This window comes from Pseudomonas sp. P105 (assembly GCF_032614175.1).
Taxonomy (GTDB): Bacteria; Pseudomonadota; Gammaproteobacteria; order Pseudomonadales; family Pseudomonadaceae; genus Aquipseudomonas; species Aquipseudomonas rhizophila.
This window is the reverse complement of the sequence record NZ_CP126693.1, coordinates 1,620,872-1,643,766: the sequence shown is the minus strand read 5'-3', so window position 1 is coordinate 1,643,766 and position 22,895 is coordinate 1,620,872. Positions and strand designations below refer to the sequence as shown.

At 58.8% G+C, this 22,895-nt stretch carries 24 protein-coding genes and 2 pseudogenes; 14 read left to right on the top strand and 12 right to left on the bottom strand.

Annotated features, from left to right (window positions below; all coding sequences use genetic code 11):
- Nucleotides 1–50: 50 nt before the first annotated feature.
- Nucleotides 51–1,439 (top strand): sodium:solute symporter, encoded by a 1,389-nt coding sequence (locus QOM08_RS07485; RefSeq protein WP_316912760.1) that lies wholly within the window; start codon nucleotides 51–53, stop codon nucleotides 1,437–1,439.
- A 313-nt stretch (nucleotides 1,440–1,752) separates the two neighbouring features.
- Here QOM08_RS07485 and QOM08_RS07480 read toward each other — a convergent pair whose 3' ends face one another.
- Together QOM08_RS07480 and ptrR are read right to left on the bottom strand one after the other, a co-directional pair.
- Nucleotides 1,753–1,881 (bottom strand): PA1414 family protein, encoded by a 129-nt coding sequence (locus tag QOM08_RS07480; RefSeq protein ID WP_256222727.1) that lies wholly within the window; start codon nucleotides 1,879–1,881, stop codon nucleotides 1,753–1,755.
- Nucleotides 1,882–2,021: 140 nt separating this feature from the next.
- The gene (gene ptrR, locus QOM08_RS07475) at nucleotides 2,022–2,915 is read right to left on the bottom strand and encodes a putrescine utilization regulator PtrR (RefSeq protein WP_316912759.1); all 894 of its coding nucleotides are present in this window, start codon (nucleotides 2,913–2,915) and stop codon (nucleotides 2,022–2,024) included.
- 103 nt (nucleotides 2,916–3,018) lie between these two features.
- Here ptrR and QOM08_RS07470 point away from each other — a divergent pair, with 103 nt between their 5' ends.
- Entirely contained in the window at nucleotides 3,019–4,191 is a 1,173-nt protein-coding gene (locus tag QOM08_RS07470) for an MFS transporter (protein WP_188252117.1), read from the top strand.
- Here QOM08_RS07470 and QOM08_RS07465 read toward each other — a convergent pair whose 3' ends face one another.
- Together QOM08_RS07465 and QOM08_RS07460 are read right to left on the bottom strand one after the other, a co-directional pair.
- Nucleotides 4,192–5,637 carry an NCS1 family nucleobase:cation symporter-1 gene (locus QOM08_RS07465; protein WP_076385898.1) on the bottom strand — a complete coding sequence of 482 codons (1,446 nt, stop codon included), beginning with the start codon at nucleotides 5,635–5,637 and terminating at the stop codon, nucleotides 4,192–4,194.
- 421 nt (nucleotides 5,638–6,058) lie between these two features.
- Nucleotides 6,059–6,895, bottom strand: a complete 837-nt coding sequence (locus tag QOM08_RS07460; RefSeq protein ID WP_047227905.1) for a S1 RNA-binding domain-containing protein — start codon at nucleotides 6,893–6,895, stop codon at nucleotides 6,059–6,061.
- A 352-nt stretch (nucleotides 6,896–7,247) separates the two neighbouring features.
- Between QOM08_RS07460 and QOM08_RS07455 the strand changes: the two genes are divergently transcribed.
- From QOM08_RS07455 to QOM08_RS07445, 3 genes are all read left to right on the top strand, one after another.
- On the top strand, nucleotides 7,248–7,436 hold the full coding sequence (locus QOM08_RS07455) for a hypothetical protein (RefSeq protein ID WP_018607615.1): 189 nt from the start codon (nucleotides 7,248–7,250) through the stop codon (nucleotides 7,434–7,436).
- A 194-nt stretch (nucleotides 7,437–7,630) separates the two neighbouring features.
- On the top strand, nucleotides 7,631–8,347 hold the full coding sequence (locus QOM08_RS07450) for a TorF family putative porin (protein ID WP_076385900.1): 717 nt from the start codon (nucleotides 7,631–7,633) through the stop codon (nucleotides 8,345–8,347).
- 96 nt (nucleotides 8,348–8,443) lie between these two features.
- On the top strand, nucleotides 8,444–9,310 hold the full coding sequence (locus QOM08_RS07445; protein ID WP_188252116.1) for a DUF6279 family lipoprotein: 867 nt from the start codon (nucleotides 8,444–8,446) through the stop codon (nucleotides 9,308–9,310).
- Nucleotides 9,311–9,446: 136 nt separating this feature from the next.
- Here the strand turns inward: QOM08_RS07445 and QOM08_RS07440 are convergent, their stop codons facing one another.
- Nucleotides 9,447–9,839: a transcriptional regulator gene (locus QOM08_RS07440; protein ID WP_076385904.1), complete on the bottom strand. Its 393-nt coding sequence runs from the start codon at nucleotides 9,837–9,839 to the stop codon at nucleotides 9,447–9,449.
- A 187-nt stretch (nucleotides 9,840–10,026) separates the two neighbouring features.
- Between QOM08_RS07440 and QOM08_RS07435 the strand changes: the two genes are divergently transcribed.
- The 4 genes from QOM08_RS07435 to QOM08_RS07420 all read left to right on the top strand — a co-directional run bounded on the left by QOM08_RS07435 (nucleotide 10,027) and on the right by QOM08_RS07420 (nucleotide 12,152).
- Entirely contained in the window at nucleotides 10,027–10,758 is a 732-nt protein-coding gene (locus QOM08_RS07435; RefSeq protein ID WP_188252115.1) for a DUF899 domain-containing protein, read from the top strand.
- A 409-nt stretch (nucleotides 10,759–11,167) separates the two neighbouring features.
- Complete coding sequence (locus QOM08_RS07430; protein WP_003198952.1) at nucleotides 11,168–11,440, top strand: hypothetical protein; 273 nt, start codon at nucleotides 11,168–11,170, stop codon at nucleotides 11,438–11,440.
- A 117-nt stretch (nucleotides 11,441–11,557) separates the two neighbouring features.
- On the top strand, nucleotides 11,558–11,860 hold the full coding sequence (locus tag QOM08_RS07425; protein ID WP_188252114.1) for a type II toxin-antitoxin system RelE/ParE family toxin: 303 nt from the start codon (nucleotides 11,558–11,560) through the stop codon (nucleotides 11,858–11,860).
- Nucleotides 11,853–12,152 carry an addiction module antidote protein gene (locus tag QOM08_RS07420; protein WP_188252113.1) on the top strand — a complete coding sequence of 100 codons (300 nt, stop codon included), beginning with the start codon at nucleotides 11,853–11,855 and terminating at the stop codon, nucleotides 12,150–12,152. The genes QOM08_RS07425 and QOM08_RS07420 overlap by 8 nt, the downstream gene beginning before the upstream one ends.
- A gap of 113 nt (nucleotides 12,153–12,265) precedes the next feature.
- On the opposite strand, the gene QOM08_RS07415 is transcribed toward QOM08_RS07420, so the two are convergent.
- Nucleotides 12,266–12,535: a hypothetical protein gene (locus QOM08_RS07415; protein WP_054916221.1), complete on the bottom strand. Its 270-nt coding sequence runs from the start codon at nucleotides 12,533–12,535 to the stop codon at nucleotides 12,266–12,268.
- Between the two features lie 255 nt (nucleotides 12,536–12,790).
- Between QOM08_RS07415 and QOM08_RS07410 the strand changes: the two are divergent.
- Nucleotides 12,791–13,684, top strand: a pseudogene (locus QOM08_RS07410) (IS4 family transposase).
- Nucleotides 13,685–13,746: 62 nt separating this feature from the next.
- Here the strand turns inward: QOM08_RS07410 and QOM08_RS07405 are convergent.
- Nucleotides 13,747–14,112, bottom strand: a complete 366-nt coding sequence (locus QOM08_RS07405; protein ID WP_188252112.1) for a hypothetical protein — start codon at nucleotides 14,110–14,112, stop codon at nucleotides 13,747–13,749.
- Nucleotides 14,113–14,145: 33 nt separating this feature from the next.
- A pseudogene (locus QOM08_RS07400) lies at nucleotides 14,146–15,063 on the bottom strand (ShlB/FhaC/HecB family hemolysin secretion/activation protein); the annotation flags it as partial.
- Between the two features lie 290 nt (nucleotides 15,064–15,353).
- Here QOM08_RS07400 and QOM08_RS07395 point away from each other — a divergent pair.
- Nucleotides 15,354–15,629: a hypothetical protein gene (locus tag QOM08_RS07395; protein WP_139050863.1), complete on the top strand. Its 276-nt coding sequence runs from the start codon at nucleotides 15,354–15,356 to the stop codon at nucleotides 15,627–15,629.
- Nucleotides 15,630–15,865: 236 nt separating this feature from the next.
- On the opposite strand, the gene QOM08_RS07390 is transcribed toward QOM08_RS07395, so the two are convergent.
- On the bottom strand, nucleotides 15,866–17,212 hold the full coding sequence (locus QOM08_RS07390; RefSeq protein WP_188252111.1) for a DEAD/DEAH box helicase: 1,347 nt from the start codon (nucleotides 17,210–17,212) through the stop codon (nucleotides 15,866–15,868).
- A gap of 193 nt (nucleotides 17,213–17,405) precedes the next feature.
- Here QOM08_RS07390 and QOM08_RS07385 point away from each other — a divergent pair, with 193 nt between their 5' ends.
- The gene (locus QOM08_RS07385; protein WP_316912758.1) at nucleotides 17,406–18,704 is read left to right on the top strand and encodes a mechanosensitive ion channel family protein; all 1,299 of its coding nucleotides are present in this window, start codon (nucleotides 17,406–17,408) and stop codon (nucleotides 18,702–18,704) included.
- A gap of 117 nt (nucleotides 18,705–18,821) precedes the next feature.
- Here QOM08_RS07385 and QOM08_RS07380 read toward each other — a convergent pair whose 3' ends face one another.
- The 3 genes from QOM08_RS07380 to QOM08_RS07370 form a co-directional block, all read right to left on the bottom strand.
- Nucleotides 18,822–19,688 carry a carboxylate/amino acid/amine transporter gene (locus QOM08_RS07380; RefSeq protein ID WP_139050898.1) on the bottom strand — a complete coding sequence of 289 codons (867 nt, stop codon included), beginning with the start codon at nucleotides 19,686–19,688 and terminating at the stop codon, nucleotides 18,822–18,824.
- Nucleotides 19,689–20,036: 348 nt separating this feature from the next.
- Nucleotides 20,037–20,636: an FMN-dependent NADH-azoreductase gene (locus tag QOM08_RS07375; RefSeq protein ID WP_047227915.1), complete on the bottom strand. Its 600-nt coding sequence runs from the start codon at nucleotides 20,634–20,636 to the stop codon at nucleotides 20,037–20,039.
- A gap of 151 nt (nucleotides 20,637–20,787) precedes the next feature.
- Nucleotides 20,788–21,102: a hypothetical protein gene (locus QOM08_RS07370; RefSeq protein WP_047227916.1), complete on the bottom strand. Its 315-nt coding sequence runs from the start codon at nucleotides 21,100–21,102 to the stop codon at nucleotides 20,788–20,790.
- A 50-nt stretch (nucleotides 21,103–21,152) separates the two neighbouring features.
- Here QOM08_RS07370 and QOM08_RS07365 point away from each other — a divergent pair, with 50 nt between their 5' ends.
- Nucleotides 21,153–22,076, top strand: a complete 924-nt coding sequence (locus QOM08_RS07365) for a LysR family transcriptional regulator (RefSeq protein ID WP_107322098.1) — start codon at nucleotides 21,153–21,155, stop codon at nucleotides 22,074–22,076.
- 14 nt (nucleotides 22,077–22,090) lie between these two features.
- A complete protein-coding gene (locus QOM08_RS07360; protein WP_047227918.1) occupies nucleotides 22,091–22,894 on the top strand; it encodes an alpha/beta fold hydrolase in 804 nt (267 codons plus the stop codon).
- Nucleotide 22,895: the final 1 nt, after the last annotated feature.

The window sequence follows — 22,895 nt, the reverse complement described above, 5'->3', positions numbered from 1 at the left end:
ACGGTACCAACCGACTTCACTATAAAAAAGACAATCGGAGACACGCCATCATGGCTTTGGATTTAATCGTCGTTCTCATCTATGCCACCGGCATGATTGCCCTGGGTTGGTACGGCATGCGCCGTGCCAAGACTCGTGACGACTACCTGGTCGCCGGGCGCAACCTCGGCCCGGGCTTTTACCTGGGTACCATGGCCGCCACCGTTCTGGGCGGCGCCTCCACCATCGGCACCGTGCGGCTGGGCTACGTCCATGGGATTTCCGGTTTCTGGCTGTGCGGCGCCATCGGCCTGGGCATCGTCGGCCTGAGTCTGTTCCTCGCCAAACCGTTGCTCAAACTCAAGATCTACACCGTGACCCAAGTGCTGGAGCGCCGCTACAACCCCGCCGCACGCCACGCCAGTGCACTGATCATGCTGGTCTATGCGTTGATGATCGGCGCCACCTCGACCATCGCCATCGGCACGGTGATGCAGGTGTTGTTCGGCCTGCCGTTCTGGGTGTCGATCCTGGTGGGCGGCGGCGTCGTCGTACTGTATTCCACCATCGGCGGCATGTGGTCACTGACCCTCACCGACATCGTGCAATTCTTGATCATGACCGTCGGCCTGGTGTTCCTGCTGATGCCGATGTCCATCAGCGATGCGGGCGGCTGGGACGCGATGGTGGCGGCCTTGCCGGCCAGCTACTTCGATTTCACCGCGATTGGCTGGGACACCATCCTCACCTACTTCCTGATCTACTTCTTCGGCATCTTCATTGGCCAGGACATCTGGCAGCGGGTGTTCACCGCCCGTAGCGAAGGCGTGGCGAAAGTGGCCGGTACCGCCGCAGGCCTGTACTGCGTGCTGTATGGCCTGGCCGGGGCCTTGATCGGCATGGCCGCCAAGGTATTGCTGCCGGACCTGGAAAACGTCAACAACGCCTTTGCCAGCGTCGTCCAGACCAGCCTGCCCAACGGCATTCGCGGGTTGGTGATCGCCGCCGCCCTCGCGGCCTTGATGTCCACCGCCGCGGCCGGCCTGCTGGCAGCCTCCACCACTGTGGTCCAGGACCTGCTGCCGCGTCTGCGCCAGGGTCGTGAAAGCGGCAATGGCGACGTTCATGAAAACCGCATCGCGACCCTGCTGCTGGGCATGGTGGTGTTGGGCATCGCCCTGGTGGTGAGCGATGTGATCAGTGCCCTGACCCTGGCCTACAACCTGTTGGTGGGCGGCATGCTGATTCCGCTGATCGGCGCCATCTACTGGAAACGCGCAACCACGGCCGGTGCGATCACCAGCATGTCGCTGGGCTTTCTGACCGCGCTGTTCTTCATGATCAAGGACGGCCTGGACGCCAATACGCCGATCTACTACAGCCTGAGCGTGGCGCTGGTGAGTTTCGTGGTGGTGAGTCTATTGTCACCACGGTCGAAAATGATGGCCAAGGCGGTCTGAAAGCAGTTTTTCTTCGAGGGTGTGGCGTCGATTGCCACACCTTTTTTTTTTGCTTTTTTACCGAAGCAGCCAGCCCAAACACTGTCCCCGTGGCGAGGGAGCTTGCTCCCGCTGGTGCGCGAAGCGCGCCCAAAGCCAGACACCTCGGGTGTGCCAGATAAGTTGAGCGCCCTGTTTTGGGGCTGCTGCGCAGCCCAGCGGGAGCAAGCTCCCTCGCCACAGGTTTAGCTACAAAACAAAAAAAGATCGCAGTCTCAGGCTGTTTCAACTGAAACAGCCTGAGACTGCGATCTCTCCGATATTCGCGGTGTTTTTACCGACGGCGCGGCTGGCGGCGGCGCTGCTCGTCATCGGTGCGGATAGGGATCGGTTGCATGGGCGGCTCGATCAGGCCGAGCGCGACACCCAAGTCATGAAGCCAGTTCTGGATTTTCTCTTTCATCGTGGTGCCCCCTTCAGGGTGGTACGAGCGGCAAAATTCTGTGGCCCCTTCGCACTGATAATAGTCCGAAGTCCTACGCAATGCTCGTCACACATTGCAATGATCTGTTACTGAATCCATCAAAATCCAACGCTAGGCGCTCAAGCTGATCGTTCCACCATCAGCGGCGCCCGCGGCCAGGCCTGTTGCTGCAGTTCAATCCAGGCGGTGAGATTGGCCCCCACCATCCCTTTGCGCCACATCAGCCAAGTCGTGGCACTGGCAAACGGCTCGGCCAACGGATGCATCCTCACACGCTCGCGGCCCGGCAGGCTGGCGAGCATCGACTCGGACATCAGCGCCACCCCGGAGCCGGCAATCACACAGGCCAGCATCCCCTGATAAGACTCAATCTCCATCGCCCGGCCCATGGCCGCATGGTCATGGGCAAACCAGGCTTCCAGACGCATGCGGTAGGAACAGCCCTGGCGAAAGGTGAATACCGAGCGGCCCTGGACATCCAGCGCACTGCGCACTGGCGGGTGATCGGCCTCGGTGATCAGCACCAGCCGCTCGTCGCACAACGGCACCCCGTCCAACCCCGCCAGCTCCAGCGGGCCGTCCACCAGCGCCGCGTCAAGGCGCCCGGTGAGCAAGCCTTCGAGCAATTCACCGCTGGGCGCCGACTGCACCTGCAAGTTCACCGCCGGGTACGTGCGGTGATAACCGGCCAGCAGGTCCGGCAAATGAATCGCCGCCGTGCTGTACATCGTACCCAACACAAAATCCCCGGCCGGTTGCCCGCCCTGCACGGCAGCATGGGCTTCGTCGTGCAGAGCAAAAAGCTTGATCGCATAGTCCAACAGGACTTTTCCCGCTGGCGATAGCTGCAAACGCTGACGCTCGCGCAGGAAAAGATCTACGCCCAGTTGCTCCTCAAGCTGCTTGAGCCGGGTCGAGAGGTTCGACGGCACCCTATGCAGCCGCTCGGCGGCGCGGGTAATGGAGCCTTCCTCGGCCACGGCCTGGAAAATCCGCAATTGGCTGAACTCCACGACATTCTCCAAAAATGAACAAGTTACTCACTATTATTCATTTTTAATGAAAGTCAATCAGTCCTAGCCTGACGGTCATTCGCCTCAACGCTGGAGACCCGCCATGTCACCTCTGATTCGCCTGCTCGGCAGTTTCATCGCCCTGATGATGGCCATGGGCATTGGCCGCTTCGCCTTAACACCGCAGTTACCTCATTTAATCGGCGAAGGTCAGATCGACTTGACCGCCGCCGGTCTGATTGCCGCTGCCAACTACCTGGGTTACTTCCTCGGCGCGCTGGACGCCATGTTCGCCCGCCGTCCGGAACAGGTGCGCCGGCGTTTGATCGGGGGCCTGTGGCTGTGCATGCTGCTGACCCTGGCTTCGTTCTGGGCCTGGGGCTTCTGGCCACACTTGGCACTGCGCTTTGGTACCGGAGTGGCAAGCGCCTGGGTGTTGGTGATGATCACCGCCCTGAGCCAACCCTTGGCTGCGGCGGCGGGACGGCCACGGCTCGGCGCCCTGGTGTTTGCCGGCCCAGGGTTGGGGATTTTTCTGACCGGCTTGCTCGCCTTGGGCTCGAACCTGCTCGGCCAGACCTCCGCGACCCTGTGGCTGGTGTATGCCGGCGTGGCATTGGCGATGCTGCTGGTGATTCTGCCCATTCTGCCGCAACCCGCCGCAGCCGCGACCGCTACAGCGCCCGTCAGCGCCTCGCCGAACCGTGGCATCGCTCGACTTGGCGTGGTGTATGCCCTGTACGGCTTGGGCTACATCATTCCCGCCACCTTCCTGTCGCAGATGGCCTCGGCGCAGTTCCACGGGCAATGGCAAGCAGACCTGTTCTGGCCCTGCTTCGGTCTGGCCGCCGCCACTGGCGTGTTGCTGGTCAGCTTGCGTCGTCCCAACCCGAACACCACCGGTCGCTGGCTGATCGGTACACTCTGGCTGCAAGCCGCCGGAGTATTCGCCTGCCTGCTGGGCAGCGGGCCGGGGCTGGCGCTGGGCGTAATCCTGTGTGGAGCACCATTCCTGGCCTGCATGCAACTGGTAATGCTGCGTTCCCGGGAACTGGCACCCCACGCCACCCAGCGCAACGCGGGCCTGTTGACCGCCTGCTTTGCCTTGGGCCAGCTCAGCGGGCCATTGCTGGCGGCGTTGAGCAGCCACTTCAGCGGTGGCTTGCAACCGGCGCTGATCATTGCCGGCAGTGGCCTGCTGCTGGCCGGCGGGCTGTTACTGCGGCCCGCCAGCCGGGGTACGGTGAGCCCTTGCGCCCAGACCGCCCTGCGTTAATCAGGCCTGGCCGAGCGATGGGCTCAGGTGCACGGTTGAGTCACGCCGTGCCAAGGCGAAATACAACACCCCGCCCAGGAAGCAACCGGTGAACCAGGCGAAATTGGCCATCGGTTGCAACATCGGCGTGAAGGTAATCGCCACGCCCATCAACGTCGCCGGCACCAGCGCCTTGACCGCCGTCCAGTTGATGCCGCCGCTGTAGTAATAGCGCCCGCTGGGCCCGTCATTGAACAGCGCGTCGACGTCGATCTGCTGCTTTTTGATCAGGTAGTAATCCACCAGCAAGATTCCGAACAGCGGACCGATGAAGGCTGCCAGCACGTCCAGGGTGTAGTGGATCACTTCGGGGTTGTTGAACAGGTTCCACGGCGTGATGAATATCGATGCAATCGCAGCAATCATGCCGCCGGCACGCCAGCTGATCTTGCTGGGGGCGACGTTGGCGAAGTCGAACGCCGGGGAAACAAAATTGGCGACAATATTGATGCCGATGGTGGCAGTCACAAAGGCAAAGGCGCCCAGCAACACCGCCACGTCGTTGTCAATACGCGCCACGGTGGCGATCGGGTCATGGAGCATTTCGCCGAACACCGGCAACGTCCCGGAAACAATCACCACGGTCACCAGGGAGAATGCCAGGAAATTCACCGGCAGCCCCCAGAAATTGCCACGGCGCACGTCCGACATGCTCCGGCAGTAGCGACTGAAATCACCAAAATTGAGGGTCGGGCCGGAGAAGTACGACACCACCAACGCCGTCGCGACGATCACCTGACCGAACGCTTGCCAGCCGGACAAGGACTTCTCCGCCAGAGTGAAATTGATGTTGCTCCAGCCGGCTTTCCATACGATCCAACCCGCCAACAGGAACATCACGGCGTACACCACCGGTCCGGCCCAGTCGATAAAGCGACGGATCGACTCCATACCGGCCCAGAACACCAGCGCCTGGACGAACCACAAGCTGAGGAAACCGAACCAGCCCAAGTAGGACAATCCGGCAAATTGCGGCGTGGCATAGACTTCCATGGAAGGAAAAAACCGCAGCACCACAATGATCAGCGCGCTGGAAGCCAGGTACGTCTGAATGCCGTACCACGCCACAGCGATCAAGCCGCGGATCACCGCAGGAATATTCGCCCCGAATACCCCAAACGCCAGGCGACAGATCACCGGATACGGCACCGCCGCTTGCTGGCTCGGCTTGGCAACCAGGTTGGCGATCAACTGCACGATGCAGATGCCGCAGAGCAACGCAATCAACACCTGCCAACTCGCCAGCCCCAACGCGAACAGGCTTGCAGCGAACACATAACCGCCGACACTGTGCACATCACTCATCCAAAACGCGAAAATGTTGTACCAGTTCCATTTCTGCGGCAGCGGACCCAGGTCTTCGTTATAGAGACGAGGGCTGTAGCCGTTGGGCAGTTGCTCGGACATTGCGAGGCTCCTTTTGAGGACCGCCGTGCCCCCGTATCAACCTGCTCACCATACTGCGCACGGGAGCCGGCATGGTTTGTATACGGGTTGCTACGCAGAATGCGTGCCAGAGGTGGGGAATATGAGACAAACTGCGGTGTGTGGCGGGGACTAAAGCCGGGCAGGAGCAGGCACGCGCCCACGAACAGGGCGCGGGTGCATGCTAAAGGTGCAGGGTTTTGTATACAGAGGAGAGCCGAACACCGCTCCTGTGGCCAGGAGATTTTGAGGAACGGCGCACCGCTGTGGGAGCAAGGCTTGCTCGCGAAACAGGCGCCTCGGTATCAGAAAGACCGCATCGTCTCCATCGCGAGCAAGCCTTGTTCCCACAGCGGCCTCCCCTGGCCACATGAATCCTTATTTGCCGTGGCTCGACTGAAGATCAGCTCAACTCAATCCGATCAGCATGAATGACAATTTGCCCATTCTTGTAGAGCGCACCAATGGCTTTCTTGAAGTTGCCCTTGCTGACACCAAACAGGCTGCTGATCAGCACCGGGTCGCTCTTGTCGCTGACCGGCAGCGTGCCGTTGTTTTCGCGCAACTTGGCGAGGATCTTGGCATTGAGGCTGGTCGCCGCTTCCTGACCCACGGGTTGCAAACTCAAGCTGATCTTGCCGTCCGGGCGGATTTCCTTGATGAAACCTTTTTCCTGCTTGCCGGCGCGCATGAACTTGAAGATTTCGTTCTTGTGAATCAGGCCCCAGTGCTTGTTATTGATGATCGCCTTGAAGCCCATGTCGGTGGCTTCGGCGACCAGCAAATCGACTTCCTGCCCCGGCGTGTAGTTGGCCGGGGTCTTGTCCAGATAACGGTCCAGACGCGCCGTGGCGGTGATGCGGCGGGTGTGCTTGTCGAGGTAGACGTGCACCACGCAATATTCGCCGGCGGTCATCTGGCGCTTTTCTTCGGAATACGGCAGCAGCAAGTCCTTGGGCAGGCCCCAGTCCAGGAATACACCGATGCTGTTGACTTCAACCACTTTCAGGCTGGCAAACTCACCGACCTGAACCTTGGGTTTTTCCGTGGTAGCGATCAGTTTGTCGTCGCTGTCCAGATAAATAAAAACATTGAGCCAGTCTTCATCTTCGCTGGGAATATCCTTGGGGATATAACGATTGGGCAGCAGAATTTCGCCGTCCGCACCGCCGTCCAGATATAAACCGAAGTGAGTGTGTTTAACCACTTGCAAACTGTTGTAACGCCCGACTAAAGCCATTTCCAATACCCTCATTGCGTGGGCGGCATTCTACCCGGTTTTGCGGCGTGATTCGTGGCCTCTGGCGCGGGCGGCCGGAAGGGCCTTGTGCAGCCGTTGATTTCCCTGGGTTTTCCTCGCGTATGCGGCCATTCGTCAGGCGGACAACGGCCCTCCAGGCCGTTTCGGGCAGCCGTTTTTAAGTTATACAGTCCAAAGGGTTGCTATTTAAAACAGTGGCTTAGGGCAATAATGACGGCATAAACCGCCCCTTATTCCAGCGCCCGGCGTGATAATTGAGGGAGTATATTTGCCAAGCAATTGTCAAGTATTTCCTGTACGATGCCTGGCCCAATTAATTATTTACAGGTTAATGGCCGTCATGCGCGTAAAAGCATCCAACAGCAAAGCAAAGCCCGCTCCAGCCGTGGAAACCAGCGAGTCTATCAACGACCAGATCGCTGCATTCCTCAAGTCCGGCGGTGAAATCCAGCAAATTGCCAAGGGCGTCAGCGGCCAGACATTCGGCCCGTCCAAGCAGATCAGCCTGGGCAAAAAGTAACCCGCGCGTCACCTGGTCCCAAAGCGCTTTGAGCTTCGAAGCGCTTGGACTGGAACCTCCCCGCTTACCCTCATCCTGCAAAAATCGACGAACGGCCCTCGCTGCCGAGCTTTCGCCGGTATGCTTGCACCTCTCTAGCTCAAGTGTTTCAGCTTGATGACCGATCCTGCTCCTCGCTATCCATGGAGTGAAGCATGCGCATTCCCATTGTCTCCCTGACGCTCAGCCTGCTGGCGTGCCCCTTCGCCCATGGGCAGGTGTTTCAGCGCGAGCTCGGCGACTTCGACCTCAAACTCGGCACCACGCCCAGCCGCAGCATGGCCCAGGGCCTAGTCACGCCGTCGAGCACCGGCTCGTTTCATGGCGGCCTGGACCTGAGCCACGACAGCGGCTGGTACGTGGGCCAATGGTCGCCCAGCGTTGGCCTGAGCCCATCGAGCAATCTTGAAGTCGATTCCTACATGGGCTTCAAACAGCCCTTCGACCAGACCCTGGGTTACGAAATCGGTCTGATCCACTACAGCTACCCCACCCTCGACACGCTCGACAGCCAGGAATTCTTCGGTGGCCTGACCGTACTGGGCAGCCGTTTCGGCGCGGCCTTCAGCAACGACCCGGATAAACAGAACAGCACCTTGTTTGCCGACCTGGGCGGCAACGTGCCGTTTGGCATTGGTGTCAGCGCCAAATACACCACCCACCAGTACAACTCACCCGTGTCGGTGGAGGACGGTTATGTAGGCAGTTTCAGTGACTGGTCGTTGAAAATTTCCCGCCCCTGGAGAGGCATCGACCTGGACCTGATCTACAGCGACTCCAGCCTGAGCGGCAGCCGTTGCTCGGCGTACTCCGGCCACAACAGCGAATGCGACGGCCTGCTGACCCTCAAGATGGCCCACCCTTTTTACTAAGCGTTACTTATTCGATCGGCTGAACTGCCGCGCACCTGCCATGCTCAAACAAGACAGTTACGCCTTCGCAACCCATGCCTTCGCAAGGACTCGCTCATGTCGCGCTGGTTCACCCGCATCGCCCTGCTCATGGCCCTGCTGCTCACCGTCACCGCCTGCAGCCGCGTGGGCCTGGCCTACCGCAACCTCGACCTGATCATCCCCTGGACGCTCAACGACTATCTGGACATCAATGGCGAGCAAAAGGACTGGTTCAACGACCGTCTCAATGAACACTTGAACTGGCATTGCACCACACAACTGCCCGGCTACCTTGACTGGCTGGACCGCTTGAAGAACATGGTGCAAACCAACCAGGTGACCGACCAGGCCCTGCAACAGCGTACCCGGGAAGCCAAGGCCGCCATCGCCGAAACCGCCCGGGAAATCACCCCGTCGGCCATCGAGTTATTGCAGGGGTTGAACGACGATCAGGTCGCGGACATGGACGCCGCGTTCGTCAAAGACCAACGCAAACGCCAGCAGCAATACCTCAAGCCGACGTTGCAGCAGCAAATCCAGGAGCGCAGCGAACGCATGGAGAAACGCCTGAACGACTGGCTCGGCCCGCTCAGCGAAACCCAGCGCCAACGCGTGCAGGCCTGGTCCCGCGCCTTGGGCGATCAAAACCAGCAATGGATCGCCAACCGCGCGCACTGGCAAAACCAGTTCAGCGAAGCTGTGGCGCAACGCCACAGCCCCGATTTCCCCAAGCGCATCGAGCAACTGCTGGTCGACCGCGAAAGCCTCTGGACCCCCGCCTACCGCCAGGCCTTCGACAAAACCGAAGCCCAGGCCCGCAGCCTGCTGGTGGAGGTGATGGCCGACAGCACCCCGACGCAACGCGAACACTTGCTGAGGAAGATCGACCGGGTGAAAAAGGATTTCAGTGATTTGAAGTGCCTGAAGGCAGCACGCTCATAACACCACTGAGATGCATGTGGGAGATCGAATGTGGGAGCGAGCTTGCTCGCGATAGCGGCAGAACAGGCAACAGACCTGTTGATGTCAGACCGCTATCGCGAGCAAGCTCGCTCCCACAGGGCTCAGTGCAGGCCTGTCAGGCAATCTGCGCCTTCGAAGCCACCTCATCAAAAGTAAACTCATCCAGCGCATCTTCCTGCTCATCCAGCACCTGGCGCGGATGATCATTGCCCGGGATGCTGCTGTCGATCAGGCTCAACAACCGCGAGCCACGGGGCGTCAGCACAAAGTTCTCGCCGTTACCGCCCTCTTCCTCCGGCCGAGGCTCGATATAGTTACGCTCCAACAGCAGCTTTTCGTACTCCCCGGCGACCGCTTTCAGATGATCGAGGTTCTCGATCGGCTCGCCTGCGGCTGCCTTCTCTGCCGCGTACTGCTCCGCATAAGGCCGAGGGGTAAAGCTGTGGCCGGCGCCGTTTTGCACTTCGTGCAACAACCGTTCGATCAAGTCCCAGTTATAAGTCGTCATCCTGGTCCATCCTCCAAAGAGTGAGATGCCTACTTAAAGTGTGACCCAGGCGCTGCGCTGCCGTTCAGCCGGGCTTACCGGTGGGCTATTGCCCAAGCCGACCAACGGCCTGTCGAATTCACACTGGGCCAAACGACCACTGACAGAAGTGCCGAATCAGCGGCTCTGCCACGCAGGAGAATTCACCATGAACGTAGAAAATCATGCCGTCGTCTCGCGGGAAGAATGGCTCACCGCCCGTCGCCAGCACCTGATCCACGAAAAAGCCTTCACCCGCGAACGCGACAAACTCAGCGCAGAACGCCGCGCCCTGCCCTGGGTAAAAATCGAAAAACCCTACCGTTTCCAGGGCCCCAACGGCGAACTGAGCCTGGCCGACCTGTTCGGCGGCCGCAGCCAACTGATCATCTACCACTTCATGTTCGGCCCCGGCTGGACAGAAGGCTGTGATGGCTGCTCATTCCTGTCCGACCACATCGACGGCGCCAACCAACACCTGGCCCACCACGACGTCGCCGTGGTCGCGGTGTCCCGCGCGCCGTTCGCCGAGTTCCAGCCGTTCAAACGTCGCATGGGCTGGGTCTTCGACTGGGTCTCGTCAGAAGGCTGCGACTTCAACTACGACTTCGGCGTCAGCTTCAACCCCGAAGACACCGCCGCCGGAAAAGCCACCTACAACTACGAAAAAACCGACACCACCGAAGGCGAACTCCCCGGCCTGAGCGTCTTCTATCGCAACAAAGCCGGCGATATCTTCCACACCTACTCCACCTACGCCCGTGGCCTCGACATCCTGGTCGGCACCTACAACTACCTCGATCTCACGCCCAAGGGCCGCAACGAAGACGAAATCATGGACTGGGTGCGGCATCACGATAAATACGAAGAGGCCAAGCCCCATAGCTGCTGCCACAGCTGATGCGCCAACCTGCCCAGTCGAGCGCGAACCCTGTGGCGAGGGAGCTTGCTCCCGCTCGACTGCGCAGCAGTCGCTTGCTTTAAGCCGACAAATGCCATGCCAAACGTCCTACGTAGAGCTCGGAAATCGGTGTCTTGTGGCCTTAAAGCGGGCCAGCCTATAGTCCCTCGTCGCCCAAAAGGCGATTCGGGTTTGGCGACTCGATTACAGAGAATGCGAAAGCTACCGGCTGATTGCAGGTACCGACGCACCCGCAAAGCCGCTATATTCCACGGCGGCTGTGCGCGGGAGATCTTCGGATCTGCCGGTTTTCTCTGTAACCGGTTCGCCAACCTGCGCACAGCCACCACCCAATCGTTTGGCGACGACTGAGTGATGGCTTTCAGCCAATCAAACAGAGATCTTCAAAATGAATCGATACATGCCCATCACTGGCATCGACTGCGTCCCCGCAACATTGCTCATCGATACCGAAGCCCCGCTGGACGTCCTTTTCGAAACCGCCGACTACCGCATCCGCACCGTGACCCAGGTGCTGGAAAACATCGCGTTCCGCTCGGATATCAGCTCCGATACGGTGGTGCTTTCTGATTTCTGCAAGCTGCTGACGATATCGCTTCGCGATGGATGTGATGTGTTGGATGTGATTGGGAGGCGGCTGCGGGCGCAAGCTGCTGAGTAACGAAAACGGGCGACCTCTGGGTCGCCCGTTTCACTTTCTAATTAATGGAATAACAAGGCACACGCTTGACCCTAAATATGCAGCCTTGCTTTTTCTGTATTTTACAGACTACATTTCATGAAGAAGATCGAATCTAGCAAATTCCGATCCTGGCTGAAAAAGCTCAAGGATGGCACCGGCAGAGCTCGTATCACCTCACGGATCAATCGACTGATAGAGGGTTTACCTGGCGATGTCGCCCCAGTCGGTCATGGTATCAGTGAGCTACGAATTCACTACGGGCCTGGCTACAGGGTGTATTTCTACCAGCAGGGCGACGTGCTGGTGATTCTGCTTTGTGGCGGTGACAAGGGCAGTCAGAGCCGCGACATTGAAACCGCCCACCAGATCATGCAGACGTGGAGAGCACAAAATGACTGAGACTTTTACAGAATTCGATCCCGCAGAATACCTCAGCACTCCCGAGGCCATCGCGGAGTTCATGAGCGATGCCCTGGAAACCGGCGATGCAAGTTATATCGCCAAAGCGATGGGGGTAGTCGCACGAGCCAAGGGGATGACCGAATTGGCCAGGGAAACGGGCCTGTCGCGCGAACAGCTATACCGTTCCTTCAGCGAGCATGGTAATCCCACTCTGAAAACACTCCTGGCGGTCATGAAGGCACTTGGCGTCGATATGACGGCTCGGCCACACACGCACACTGCGTCGTAGTCCTAATGGAAAGGTGACTGAAATGGCAAGAAAACTGGAAAAACGGGGCGTAGACCACGGTTAAGGGGCTGCCCCCGCTAGGCCGGTGTCAGATCACATCTAGGCTTCTACAATTAACAAGAGACATTCAAACCGCAAGCAGAGATAAAATCACGTATCGGTATATCAAGAAAGCTACTCTCTCCAGCGGAAAGAACATCTTGCAATGTGACGATACCTTTTTCAAAGTCCAAAGAAACGTCAAAGCAATTAAACTCGAACTCCCTAAGCAGAACGCTCTTTGAGCACATCCGCTCATCAAAGGCATCTTTCAAAATAGAGCGAACGCTGTCGTCCAACTCTTGGGCGACAAATCGTTCTATTAGTGTGCCGCCACTGCTCATAACCATTCCTAACTAGTACGGGAATGCAGTCTGAATCACACCATCCCGAACATTTATTTTGATTGTCGATGTTGGAGCGCCTGAGACGTTTGTTCCAATCACCTTACCTGCGTTGTACTCAATAACGTGGGGAATACGGGGACAGACCCTGAGGGACCCCGAATTTTCTTACGCAAAATCAAGAAGTTGGAATATTGAAGAGACCTGCATGAGTCGGCAGCTTGTGTTGCACCACACAAAACAAGATCCCGCCCCATGCAGGCCATCCGATTCTTACACAGCGCGCTAGCCCAAGCACTTCCTGGTGTTCATTCTCGTCGTCTGAAAACGTTGATGTGTTGTGTCAGCGCATTACTGCGAGGACGTCGGCTCACTCTGACGGGGCTTGGTCGATTCTTGCCAAGCAAAGCCTATCCCAAACACACCATCAAACGAGTGGATCGGTTACTGGGTAATCGGCATCTGCAAACCGAGCGCCCGCTGTTCTACTGGGTCATGCTGCGAGCCTTGTTGGGCTCGCTGAAGCATCCGTTGATCCTGGTTGATTGGTCACCCATTGATGCGGCTGGAGAGTTCTTTTTGTTGCGCGCTGCCATCCCGTTGGCAGGACGCTCGTTCCCGATCTACGAAAGCGTTCATGAGCGCGAGGGTTGTCCCAGATATCAAAAACGATTGCTACAAACGCTTGCCGAAATGCTCCCCAAAGACTGCGTTCCGATCCTTGTGGCTGATGCAGGTTTTCGCCGGCCATGGATCAAAGCCGTCGAGGCGCAAGGCTGGTATTACGTGGGGCGCGTGCGTAACCGGGATCTCTACCGAAATGAGTCAGACACTTGGCTGCCCGTTAAAAACCTCTACGCTCTGGCATCGTCTTCACCGAAGCCACTGTCCACGCCGAATCGAAGTGCTTTTGCTGATCTCGGCTCTGGCTAATTACATTGCTTTTTAACTGGGTTGCAGGCCCGCGAGGCGGGTCATGAGCGTCGCTTTCAAAGCAATAACCTTAAACGCCGACGAGTGCTATCGCTGTGGCGGCTGGGCTTGGAATACTGGCGCTGCGGACGCGGCTCAAATTCTCGAAGCACCTTGGAGAGGCTTGAGCACGCGTTGCGAGCAGAGGTACATCAAGAGGCGCAGGCATTGGAGTAGATTTGTGGGGATCCCTCAGGGTCTGTCCCGGTTTTCCACAGACCAAACATAAACATCCCCACCTACCCCCAATTAAAATCAGGTGAAATGGTGCAGACCAGCCCAACCGAAACAAGAATATTTCGAACTCGCAAAACCTCCTCTGCCTGTCCGACAAACACGAGAGAACGTCCATGCTCCAGTGTCTTTCTAGCTGTTAAAAAATTACAACCCAGCACCTCAGACACAGCTCTAATATGGACCACATTTTTATAGTCACCACTACAGCAGACCTCATACTTCGTCTCATCAACCTTAATATCGGGGATATGTGTCGTCACTACCGACCACCCGCAATTAGTGCACTTTAACCCCTGAGTACTAGCCTCTTCAAAAACCTTCAACTCCCCTCCACATCGTTCACAAGCTATAAATTCTGATTTTTTCATTATGGCCTACCAGGATTAAATACCTTGAAAGTTCCTTGATTTGAAGCGGTACTCGCTCCGACTGTAGGTGTAACTGACGTTCCACCAGCCAAAAGGCAAGTTGTAATAGAGCATGGCGTTGTTGGAGGTGTGTTGGTGGTCGGTCATCGCATCGTGACCACCGCGCAACATCAACTGGTCGGCCAAGCCCAGCGGGCTGTCCCACTCAAAGCTGGTGCCCCACTGCTGCTCGCCTGTGCTGCGCTGGCCGTCGTTGCTACGCGACAGCCCGGCACGCCAGGCCTTTTGTACTTCGTTGGTGACGCGCACTTCACTGCCACCGACGTTCTGGCCGGGGGTCAACTCCATCTTCGCCTGATTCGATGGCAGGCGATTGAGCTGATCGACCATCTGCTCGATCTCTCGCAGGTTGACCAACTCGCCGGTCTTGCCAGGAAAGGCCATCGCCAATTCACGGTCCGAGAGCTTGCTGTTCTCGGCGCCCTTCAAGCCTTCAAGCCGTCCTTCCACCACCAGCACGCTTAAATGCCCACCGGACAAATCCTGCTGCGGTAAATAGGCCCGGCTGGTGACCAGGCCTTTTTCGATGTAGTGATCGGTGATGACTTTGAGCAGCTCATTGAGCTGCGTCACGCCCAGGCATTGGCCGATGTGAGGTTTGAGCAACCGCTCGCGCTCACTGGCCGAAAGACTGTCGGCACCTTTGAGTTCGATGGTCTTGATGGGGAAACATCGGGCATCGGCAGGCGCTGTTGGCTGGGCCGGTTTCTCCGCCTTGCCGGGTAAGTCCTTGAGTTCTTCCAGACGTTGACGCTGCTCTTCGAGCAAGCGGTTCTGACGCTCGCGGATAAGGTCGGTTTCGCCGGGGGTGGGGGCAGCGTGAGCAAGGGGAAGCGGAGAAAGGCACAGCAAAGCTACGCACAACCTCGCCCAAAGTAAGGGGGAGGACATGTTAGATCCCTCTAGCAAAAACGATATCAAAATAGTGGCGCGATACTAATTAGCCATCATTTTGACGTCAACTATTTGTTTGAGTCCGCGGGACTATTACCGAAACCATCCATCTGAAATAAGACGCCTCCCCCACGGAAGTACGAAAGGTCCGATGCGGAACCGGAAACTGCCTGCGAGAGGGACAGAAACAATCGCGGGCGTGCCTCGCAACATCCAGCCAATGAACTTTCCACCCTCGCGTGGCCTCAACCCCTTATCAGCCCAACAAGGAATACGAGGCCCCTGCCATGAAAACCCTCCTCAAACTCACCCTCGCCGCCACCCTCAGCTGCGCCCTGCCTGCCTGGGCCACTTGCACGCCCGAGCAAGCCACCGCCAAGCGTGAACAATTGGCCAAGGAAGTGACCAGGCTCACCGAACAGAACCCGGAGAAGGCTAAGGAAATGAATAAGGAACTGCAGGCCATGGACCTGGAGACCGCCAGCAAAGATGTGCCGGACAAGTGCCAGTTGATTGATGAGCGTCTTCAAGAGCTCAAGAATGCGGAGAAGAAAGCGGGGTGACGCCCGAAGCAGGGCACAGCTTGCTTTGGTGGCGAGGGAGCTTGCTCCCGCTGGGTGCGAAGCGCCCCCTGAAATCGAAGCGTCAACTCGTTAGATGATTGTAAATTCCACTTTGTTGGGGCTGCTGCGCAGCCCAGCGGGAGCAAGCTCCCTCGCCACGGGTTTTGCGTCAGATTCAGTTATCCATAAAAAACCGGACTCAAGGTCCGGTTCTTTTATCAAGCGCTGACGCAGCTTCACTCAGCCGCTGGCGCCTCCGGCTTGCGGCGCTTGAGTGGGGCCATGCCGTCCTTGCTGACCAGCGACAAAGCGTCGGTCTTCGGGCGGTTGGCGATCTTGCGCTTGGTCGGGGCCTTGGCGCCGGTTTTCTTCTTGTCGCCCTTGGCGTCGACCTTTTTCTTCTTCACGCCAACGGCCTTGCCCGAGGCCTTGACCTTTTTCGGTCCGCCGTAGGTGCCTTTGACTTCCTTGATGGTGCGGCGCTCGAAGCTCTGCTTGAGGTAGCGCTCGACGCTCGACATCAGGTTCCAGTCGCCATGGCAGATCAGCGAAATCGCCAGGCCATCGTTGCCGGCGCGTCCGGTACGACCGATGCGGTGCACGTATTCGTCGCCGCTGCGGGGCATGTCGAAGTTGATGACCATGTCCAGGCCTTCCACGTCCAGGCCGCGGGCGGCGACGTCGGTGGCGACGAGGATTTTCACGCCGCCCTGCTTGAGACGGTCGATGGCCAGTTTGCGGTCTTTCTGGTCCTTCTCGCCGTGCAGCACGAACGCCTTGTATTCCTGGGCCACCAGGCGACCGTAGATGCGGTCGGCCATGGCGCGGGTGTTAGTGAACACGATGGCTTTTTCGTAGGTTTCGTTGGCCAGCAGCCAGTTCACGATCTGTTCTTTGTGCTGGTTGTGGTCAGCGGTGATGATCTGCTGACGGGTCGTGGAGTTCAGCTGGCTGACCGCGTTGAGCTGCAAGTGCTCAGGGTTGTTCAGCACCTTGGCGATCATTTCCCGCAGGCCCGAACCGCCGGTGGTGGCGGAGAACAGCATGGTCTGCTGGCGGTTGGTGCATTCGTCCACCAGGCGCTGCACGTCTTCGGAAAAGCCCATATCGAGCATGCGGTCGGCTTCGTCCAGCACCAGTACTTCGACTTCTTTCAGGTCGAGGTTGCCGGCGTTCAGTTGCTCGATCATCCGCCCTGGCGTGCCGATCAGGATGTCCGGTACTTTGCGCAACATGGCGGCCTGGACCTTGAAGTCTTCGCCACCGGTGATCAGGCCAGACTTGATGAAGGTGAACTGCGAGAAGCGTTCCACTTCCTTGAGCGTTTGCTGGGCCAGTTCACGGGTCGGCAGCAGGATCAGGGTCTTGATGCTGACACGAACCTTGGCCGGGCCGATCAGGCGGTTGAGGATCGGCAACACGAACGCCGCGGTCTTGCCGCTGCCGGTCTGCGCCGTCACCCGCAGATCACGCCCCTGGAGCGCGAGCGGAATAGCCGCTGCCTGCACCGGCGTTGGCTCGACAAATTTAAGCTCGGCCACGGCTTTGAGCAGGCGTTCGTGCAGGGCGAATTGGGAAAACACGGGTGCTACCTCGAAGAAATGCAAAAAAACAGCTGCATAGGGTAACGGTTTCGAGCGCGAAGGCCGAGTTTCTTTATACGAACGGCGCTAATCAGTGGCTTTTTTGTGAGCCGATTCGTCATCAAGGGTCACTTAACCTGGCTTAAATGCTCTAATCGCACCGTCGCGTCTTTATAGAAGAACCGTTTCGTCCATGGACATCAAACAGCTCTGGGTCAACATTCAAGACCTTTGGGGTGCTCTCGATAAGCATCCCCTCCTGCATTCCAGCCTTGCACTGATACTGCTGCTGGTGATTGCCCTGGTGCTGGGGCGCGTGGCGCGTTACCTGATCCTGCACGGTGCCAAGTTGCTGGGTCGCCAGCCGGCCCTGCACTGGGTCAACGACCTGCGCCAGAACAAGGTTTTCCATCGCCTGGCGCAGATGACGCCCTCGCTGGTCATCCAGTTCGGCCTGCACCTGGTGCCGGAACTGAGCAAGACCAGCATGATTTTCCTGGGCAATGTTGCCCTGGCTTTCACCATCCTGTTCATGGTGCTGGCCATCAGCGCCCTGCTCAGCGCCCTTCTGGATGTCTACGCCCGCACCGAACACGCCCGCACCCGCTCGATCAAAGGCTACGTGCAACTGACCAAGATGGTGCTGTATGTGTTTGGCGCGATCATCATTGTTGCCACCCTGATCGACCGCTCACCGCTATTGCTGCTGTCGGGTTTGGGGGCCATGTCGGCGGTGATTCTGTTGGTCTACAAGGACACCTTGCTGTCGTTCGTCGCCAGCGTGCAGCTGACCAGCAACGACATGCTGCGGGTCGGTGACTGGATCGAGATGCCTCAGGTGGGGGCCGACGGTGATGTGGTGGACATCACGCTGCACACGGTCAAGGTGCAGAACTTCGACAAGACCATCGTCTCGATCCCCACCTGGCGCCTGATGTCCGAGTCGTTCAAGAACTGGCGCGGCATGCAGCAATCCGGCGGGCGGCGGATCAAGCGCAGCCTGTTCATCGACGCCGGCGGCGTGCGGTTTTTGCAGGACGAGGAAGAAGAGCGCCTGACCCAGGTTCATCTGCTGACCGATTACATCAGCCGCAAACAGGCCGAACTCAAGGCCTGGAACGAAGCCCAGGGCAACGTCGCGGCGATGTCGGCCAACCGCCGGCGCATGACCAACCTGGGCACCTTCCGCGCCTACGCCTTGGCGTATCTGAAAAGCCACCCGGACATCCAGCCAAACATGACCTGCATGGTCCGCCAGATGCAGACCACGGCCCAGGGCATCCCGCTGGAAATCTACTGCTTCACCCGCACCACTGCGTGGGCCGACTATGAGCGTATCCAGGGGGATATTTTTGATTACCTGCTGGCGGTGATGCCGGAGTTCGGCTTGAACCTGTATCAACAGCCCAGTGGCATGGATCTGCGTTCGGGGCTGTTGCCCGCGGCATTGGGGGCCAGTCCTCTGCCGGAGCCGCAGAAGCAGGTGGTTTGACCTTCAAGTCGCAGAGATCCCCTGTGGGAGCGAGCCTGCTCGCGAAAGCGCAGTGTCAGACAACAGATACAGCGACTGATACGACGCCTTCGCGAGCAGGCTCGCTCCCACAGGGGTTCAGTGTGCAGGCAGCGGCTGGCGTACCCCCAACCGACTGATCCACACCGCCGCCAATATCACCGACCCACCCAGCAGCAACCGCCCCAGCGCCTCGTGCTGGTTCCAGATCAGCAGGTTCACCAGCAGCCCCACCGGCACATGCAGGTTGTTCATCACCGCCAGCGTGCCGCCGTTGACCATGCACGCGCCTTTGTTCCACCAGTAAAGCCCCAAAGCGGTGGAGACCAGGCCGAGGAATATCAGTACGCCCCATTGCAGCGGTGCTTCTGGCCAGAAATCCGCCTTGCCGAACATCAGGAAGGCCGGCAACGCCACCGCCAGTGCGCCGAGGTAGAAGTAGCCGAAACGCCGGTAGTGCGGCAGGTCGCTGGGATGGCGAGCGACGAGATGTTTGTACAGCACCTGCCCGGCCGCATAGGTGAAGTTGGCCAGTTGCAGCAGCAAAAAGCCCATGAAGAAATCCGGGTTGATCCGGTCGTAACGAATCACCGCCGCGCCAGCCACTGCCACCAGCGCCGCGATCAAGGCCCAGGGATTGAAGCGACGATTGAGCGCGTCTTCGATCAAGGTCACGTGCAGCGGCGTCAGGATGGTGAAAAGCAGGACCTCGGGCACCGTCAGCACACGAAAGCTCAAGTACAGGCACACGTAGGTCACGCCGAACTGCAAGGCGCCGATCAACAGCATGCCGCGCATGAACGACGGTTCCACCTGACGCCAGCGGGTCAGCGGAATGAACACCAGCCCCGCCAGCACAACCCGCACCAGCACCGCGAAGTAACTGTCGACATGCCCGGCCAGGTATTCGCCAATCAGACTGAAGGAAAACGCCTGAATCAGCGTGACAAAAAGTAGATAGCCCATACGCCCCTCGTTTCGGATGGCGGCGAAGATAGCGGTTTTTGCCGGTTGTCGCTAACCGCAGTAGCCAGCCCAGGCACTGAACCCTGTGGGAGCGAGCCTGCTCGCGATGGCGGAGTGTCAGGTGATTTCTCTTACACAGTCACACTGCAATCGCGAGCAGGCTCGCTCCCACAGGGTTGTGTGGCTGGCCTGGAATTGCAGGCAAAAAAAAGCCCGATCTCGCTAAAGCGTTCAATCGGGCGACTGCACTCAGGAGCAACAAGTGCCAAGGGAGGTTCGATGCGCAAAACAGCTTGAAGGGAGCGCCAGGCCACTAGACCACCTGGCGATTACCTGAGGATTAACGGATCAGGCGACCTGGGACAGCTTGGCGTTGGCCTGATTCAAGCCCTTCTCCTGGAAATCACCTCCCAGGTTCATGCCCTCGGCATGGATGAAGGTCACGTCGTGGATGCCGATGAAGGCCATGACCTGACGCAGGTAGGGTTCCTGATGGTCGGAGCTGGCGCCGGCATGAATGCCGCCGCGAGCGGTCAGGACGAAGGCACGTTTGCCGGTCAGCAGGCCCTGGGGACCGGTGGGGGTGTACTTGAAGGTCACACCGGCACGCAGTACGTGGTCCAGCCAGGCTTTCAAGGTACTCGGGATGGCGAAGTTGTACATCGGCGCAGCCATCACCAGCACGTCAGCGGCCAGCAATTCATCGGTCAACTGGTTGGAGCGTTCCAGGGAAGCGTTTTCGATGTCGTTGCGCTGCTCGACGGGCTTCATCCAGCCCCCCAGCAGATTGGCGTCCAGGTGTGGTACCGGATGGATGGCCAGGTCACGAACACTGATTTCATCGGCCGGGTGCGCAGCTTTCCATTGGTTGATGAAGGTCTGGGTCAGTTGACGGGAAACCGAGTCTTGCTGGCGGGCACTGCTTTCGATGATCAGAACGCGGGACATGGGTTGTAGCCTCCATCGGAGAATGTTGTCAGTCGATGGAGTGAAGCTTAAACATGGCTACATCGATCAAAAAGCGCAAATAATTGCTGCAAAACATCGATAAATTCGTTTATAAGCGGAGCAAGGATTGGCTCGCTCCTGTGTCACCGACTTATTTCGGCTGGCAGGTCAGTGTGATGCGCAGCTTGATGATGTTGCGGTTGAACTTGGCGGTGGCGTTCTTGAACTTGCCGGCGGCGACTTCGATCTTGCGGGTACGTGGTGCTTCAGGGCCGTTGCGAAACACCACAGTGCAGGCCGCGTCGGTGCCGCCGTAGTTGTTGACCTGAATGGAGCCGATGTCGGCGTCGGTGTCATAGGCGGTGTAGTCGATGCTCAGGCCGTTGAGGTGTTTTTCCACATCGATCGGGTACGCGAACGCAGTCAGCGGCAACAGGGCCAGCACCACACAACAGATTTTTTTCATTAGGCAGTCTCCACCAAGGGACCGCCAGCTTAGGACAAGAGGAGCTCAATATGAAAGCGCCCCGCGTGACCCTGGATCAATGGCGAACCTTGCAAGCGGTGGTCGACCACGGCGGCTTCGCCCAGGCCGCCGAGGTGCTGCACCGCTCCCAGTCGTCGGTGAGTTACACCGTGGCCCGCATGCAGGACCAGCTCGGCGTGCCGTTGCTGCGTATCGATGGGCGCAAGGCCGTGTTGACCGAAGCCGGCGGCGTATTGCTGCGTCGTTCCCGTCAATTGGTGAAACAGGCCAGCCAACTGGAAGACTTGGCCCATCACATGGAGCAAGGCTGGGAAGCGGAAGTGCGGCTGGTGGTCGATGCCGCCTATCCCAACGCCCGCCTCGTACGTGCCTTGACCGCGTTCATGCCGCAAAGCCGTGGCTGTCGCGTGCGCCTGCGCGAAGAAGTGCTATCGGGTGTCGAGGAAGTGCTGCTCGAAGGCGTGGCGGACCTGGCCATCAGCGGCTTCAGCATTCCCGGTTACCTGGGCGCCGAACTGAGCGATGTTGAATTCGTCGCGGTGGCCCATCCCGAACACGCCCTGCATCGCCTCAACCGCGAACTGAACTTCCAGGACCTGGAAAGCCAATTGCAGGTGGTGATCCGCGACTCCGGTCGCCAGCAACCCCGCGACGTCGGGTGGCTGGGTGCCGAGCAACGCTGGACCGTCGGCAGCCTGGCCACCGCCGCGACGTTCGTCGGCAGCGGCCTGGGCTTCGCCTGGCTGCCGCGGCACATGATCGAGCGGGAACTCAAGGAGGGCTTGCTCAAGCGTCTACCCTTGGAACAAGGCGGCACTCGCAACTCCACCTTCTATCTTTTTTCCAACAAGGAAAAACCCTTGGGCCCGGCCACGCAAATCCTCATCGAACTGCTGCGCACCTTCGACACCGCGCCGCTGGATGCGCCGTTCGCCGCCCCTGAACAAGCCTGACAAGGATTTTGCCAATGGCCTATTTCGCCCACGAAGATTGCAACCTGCACTACGAGGAATATGGCCACGGCGCGCCCTTGATTCTGGTCCACGGGCTGGGCTCGAGCACCCGCGACTGGGAAAAACAGATCCCGGTATTGTCCGCCCACTACCGTTTGATCGTAGTGGACGTGCGCGGCCATGGACGTTCCGACAAACCTCGCGGGCCTTACAGCATCGAAGGTTTCAGCGCCGACCTGATCGCCCTGTTCGAACACCTGGACCTGGGCCCGGTGCATCTGGTGGGCTGGTCCATGGGCGGCATGATTTGTTTTCAACTGGCCGTGGATGAGCCAGGGCGGGTCAAGAGCCTGTGCATCGTCAACAGCGCGCCGCAAGTCAAAGTCCGCACGCCTGATGACTGCTGGCAATGGTTCAAGCGCTGGAGCCTGATGCGCCTTCTGAGCCTTGAAACCATTGGCAAGGCCCTGGGCGCCAAGTTGTTCCCCAAACCGCAACAGACCGAGTTACGCCTGGAAATGGCCCGGCGCTGGGCAAAAAACGACAAACGTGCTTATCTCGCCAGCTTCGATGCCATTGTGGGCTGGGGGGTTCAGGAACGACTGTCGCAGGTGGCCTGTCCAACCCTCGTCATTTGCGCCGACCACGACTACACCCCCGTGGCCTTGAAAGAGGCCTATGTGAAACTGCTGCCCGATGCCCGGCTGGTGGTCATTGCCGACTCACGGCACGCGACCCCGCTGGATCAACCCGAACGCTTCAACCAAACCCTGCTCGAATTTTTGACCGCAATCGACTCAACTACTCAGGATCACTGAA

Coding starts and splice junctions, on each gene's coding strand:
- QOM08_RS07455 (WP_018607615.1), top strand. CDS start 7,248: ATGGCCGTCATGCGCGTAAAAGCATCCAACAGCAAAGCAAAGCCCGCT.
- QOM08_RS07480 (WP_256222727.1), bottom strand. CDS start 1,881: ATGAAAGAGAAAATCCAGAACTGGCTTCATGACTTGGGTGTCGCGCTC.
- QOM08_RS07465 (WP_076385898.1), bottom strand. CDS start 5,637: ATGTCCGAGCAACTGCCCAACGGCTACAGCCCTCGTCTCTATAACGAA.
- QOM08_RS07395 (WP_139050863.1), top strand. CDS start 15,354: ATGAAAACCCTCCTCAAACTCACCCTCGCCGCCACCCTCAGCTGCGCC.
- QOM08_RS07370 (WP_047227916.1), bottom strand. CDS start 21,102: ATGAAAAAAATCTGTTGTGTGGTGCTGGCCCTGTTGCCGCTGACTGCG.
- QOM08_RS07420 (WP_188252113.1), top strand. CDS start 11,853: ATGACTGAGACTTTTACAGAATTCGATCCCGCAGAATACCTCAGCACT.
- QOM08_RS07380 (WP_139050898.1), bottom strand. CDS start 19,688: ATGGGCTATCTACTTTTTGTCACGCTGATTCAGGCGTTTTCCTTCAGT.
- QOM08_RS07460 (WP_047227905.1), bottom strand. CDS start 6,895: ATGGCTTTAGTCGGGCGTTACAACAGTTTGCAAGTGGTTAAACACACT.
- QOM08_RS07405 (WP_188252112.1), bottom strand. CDS start 14,112: ATGAAAAAATCAGAATTTATAGCTTGTGAACGATGTGGAGGGGAGTTG.
- QOM08_RS07415 (WP_054916221.1), bottom strand. CDS start 12,535: ATGAGCAGTGGCGGCACACTAATAGAACGATTTGTCGCCCAAGAGTTG.
- QOM08_RS07430 (WP_003198952.1), top strand. CDS start 11,168: ATGAATCGATACATGCCCATCACTGGCATCGACTGCGTCCCCGCAACA.
- QOM08_RS07360 (WP_047227918.1), top strand. CDS start 22,091: ATGGCCTATTTCGCCCACGAAGATTGCAACCTGCACTACGAGGAATAT.
- QOM08_RS07435 (WP_188252115.1), top strand. CDS start 10,027: ATGAACGTAGAAAATCATGCCGTCGTCTCGCGGGAAGAATGGCTCACC.
- QOM08_RS07375 (WP_047227915.1), bottom strand. CDS start 20,636: ATGTCCCGCGTTCTGATCATCGAAAGCAGTGCCCGCCAGCAAGACTCG.
- QOM08_RS07365 (WP_107322098.1), top strand. CDS start 21,153: ATGAAAGCGCCCCGCGTGACCCTGGATCAATGGCGAACCTTGCAAGCG.
- QOM08_RS07485 (WP_316912760.1), top strand. CDS start 51: ATGGCTTTGGATTTAATCGTCGTTCTCATCTATGCCACCGGCATGATT.
- QOM08_RS07440 (WP_076385904.1), bottom strand. CDS start 9,839: ATGACGACTTATAACTGGGACTTGATCGAACGGTTGTTGCACGAAGTG.
- QOM08_RS07450 (WP_076385900.1), top strand. CDS start 7,631: ATGCGCATTCCCATTGTCTCCCTGACGCTCAGCCTGCTGGCGTGCCCC.
- QOM08_RS07425 (WP_188252114.1), top strand. CDS start 11,558: ATGAAGAAGATCGAATCTAGCAAATTCCGATCCTGGCTGAAAAAGCTC.
- QOM08_RS07445 (WP_188252116.1), top strand. CDS start 8,444: ATGTCGCGCTGGTTCACCCGCATCGCCCTGCTCATGGCCCTGCTGCTC.
- QOM08_RS07385 (WP_316912758.1), top strand. CDS start 17,406: ATGGACATCAAACAGCTCTGGGTCAACATTCAAGACCTTTGGGGTGCT.
- QOM08_RS07470 (WP_188252117.1), top strand. CDS start 3,019: ATGTCACCTCTGATTCGCCTGCTCGGCAGTTTCATCGCCCTGATGATG.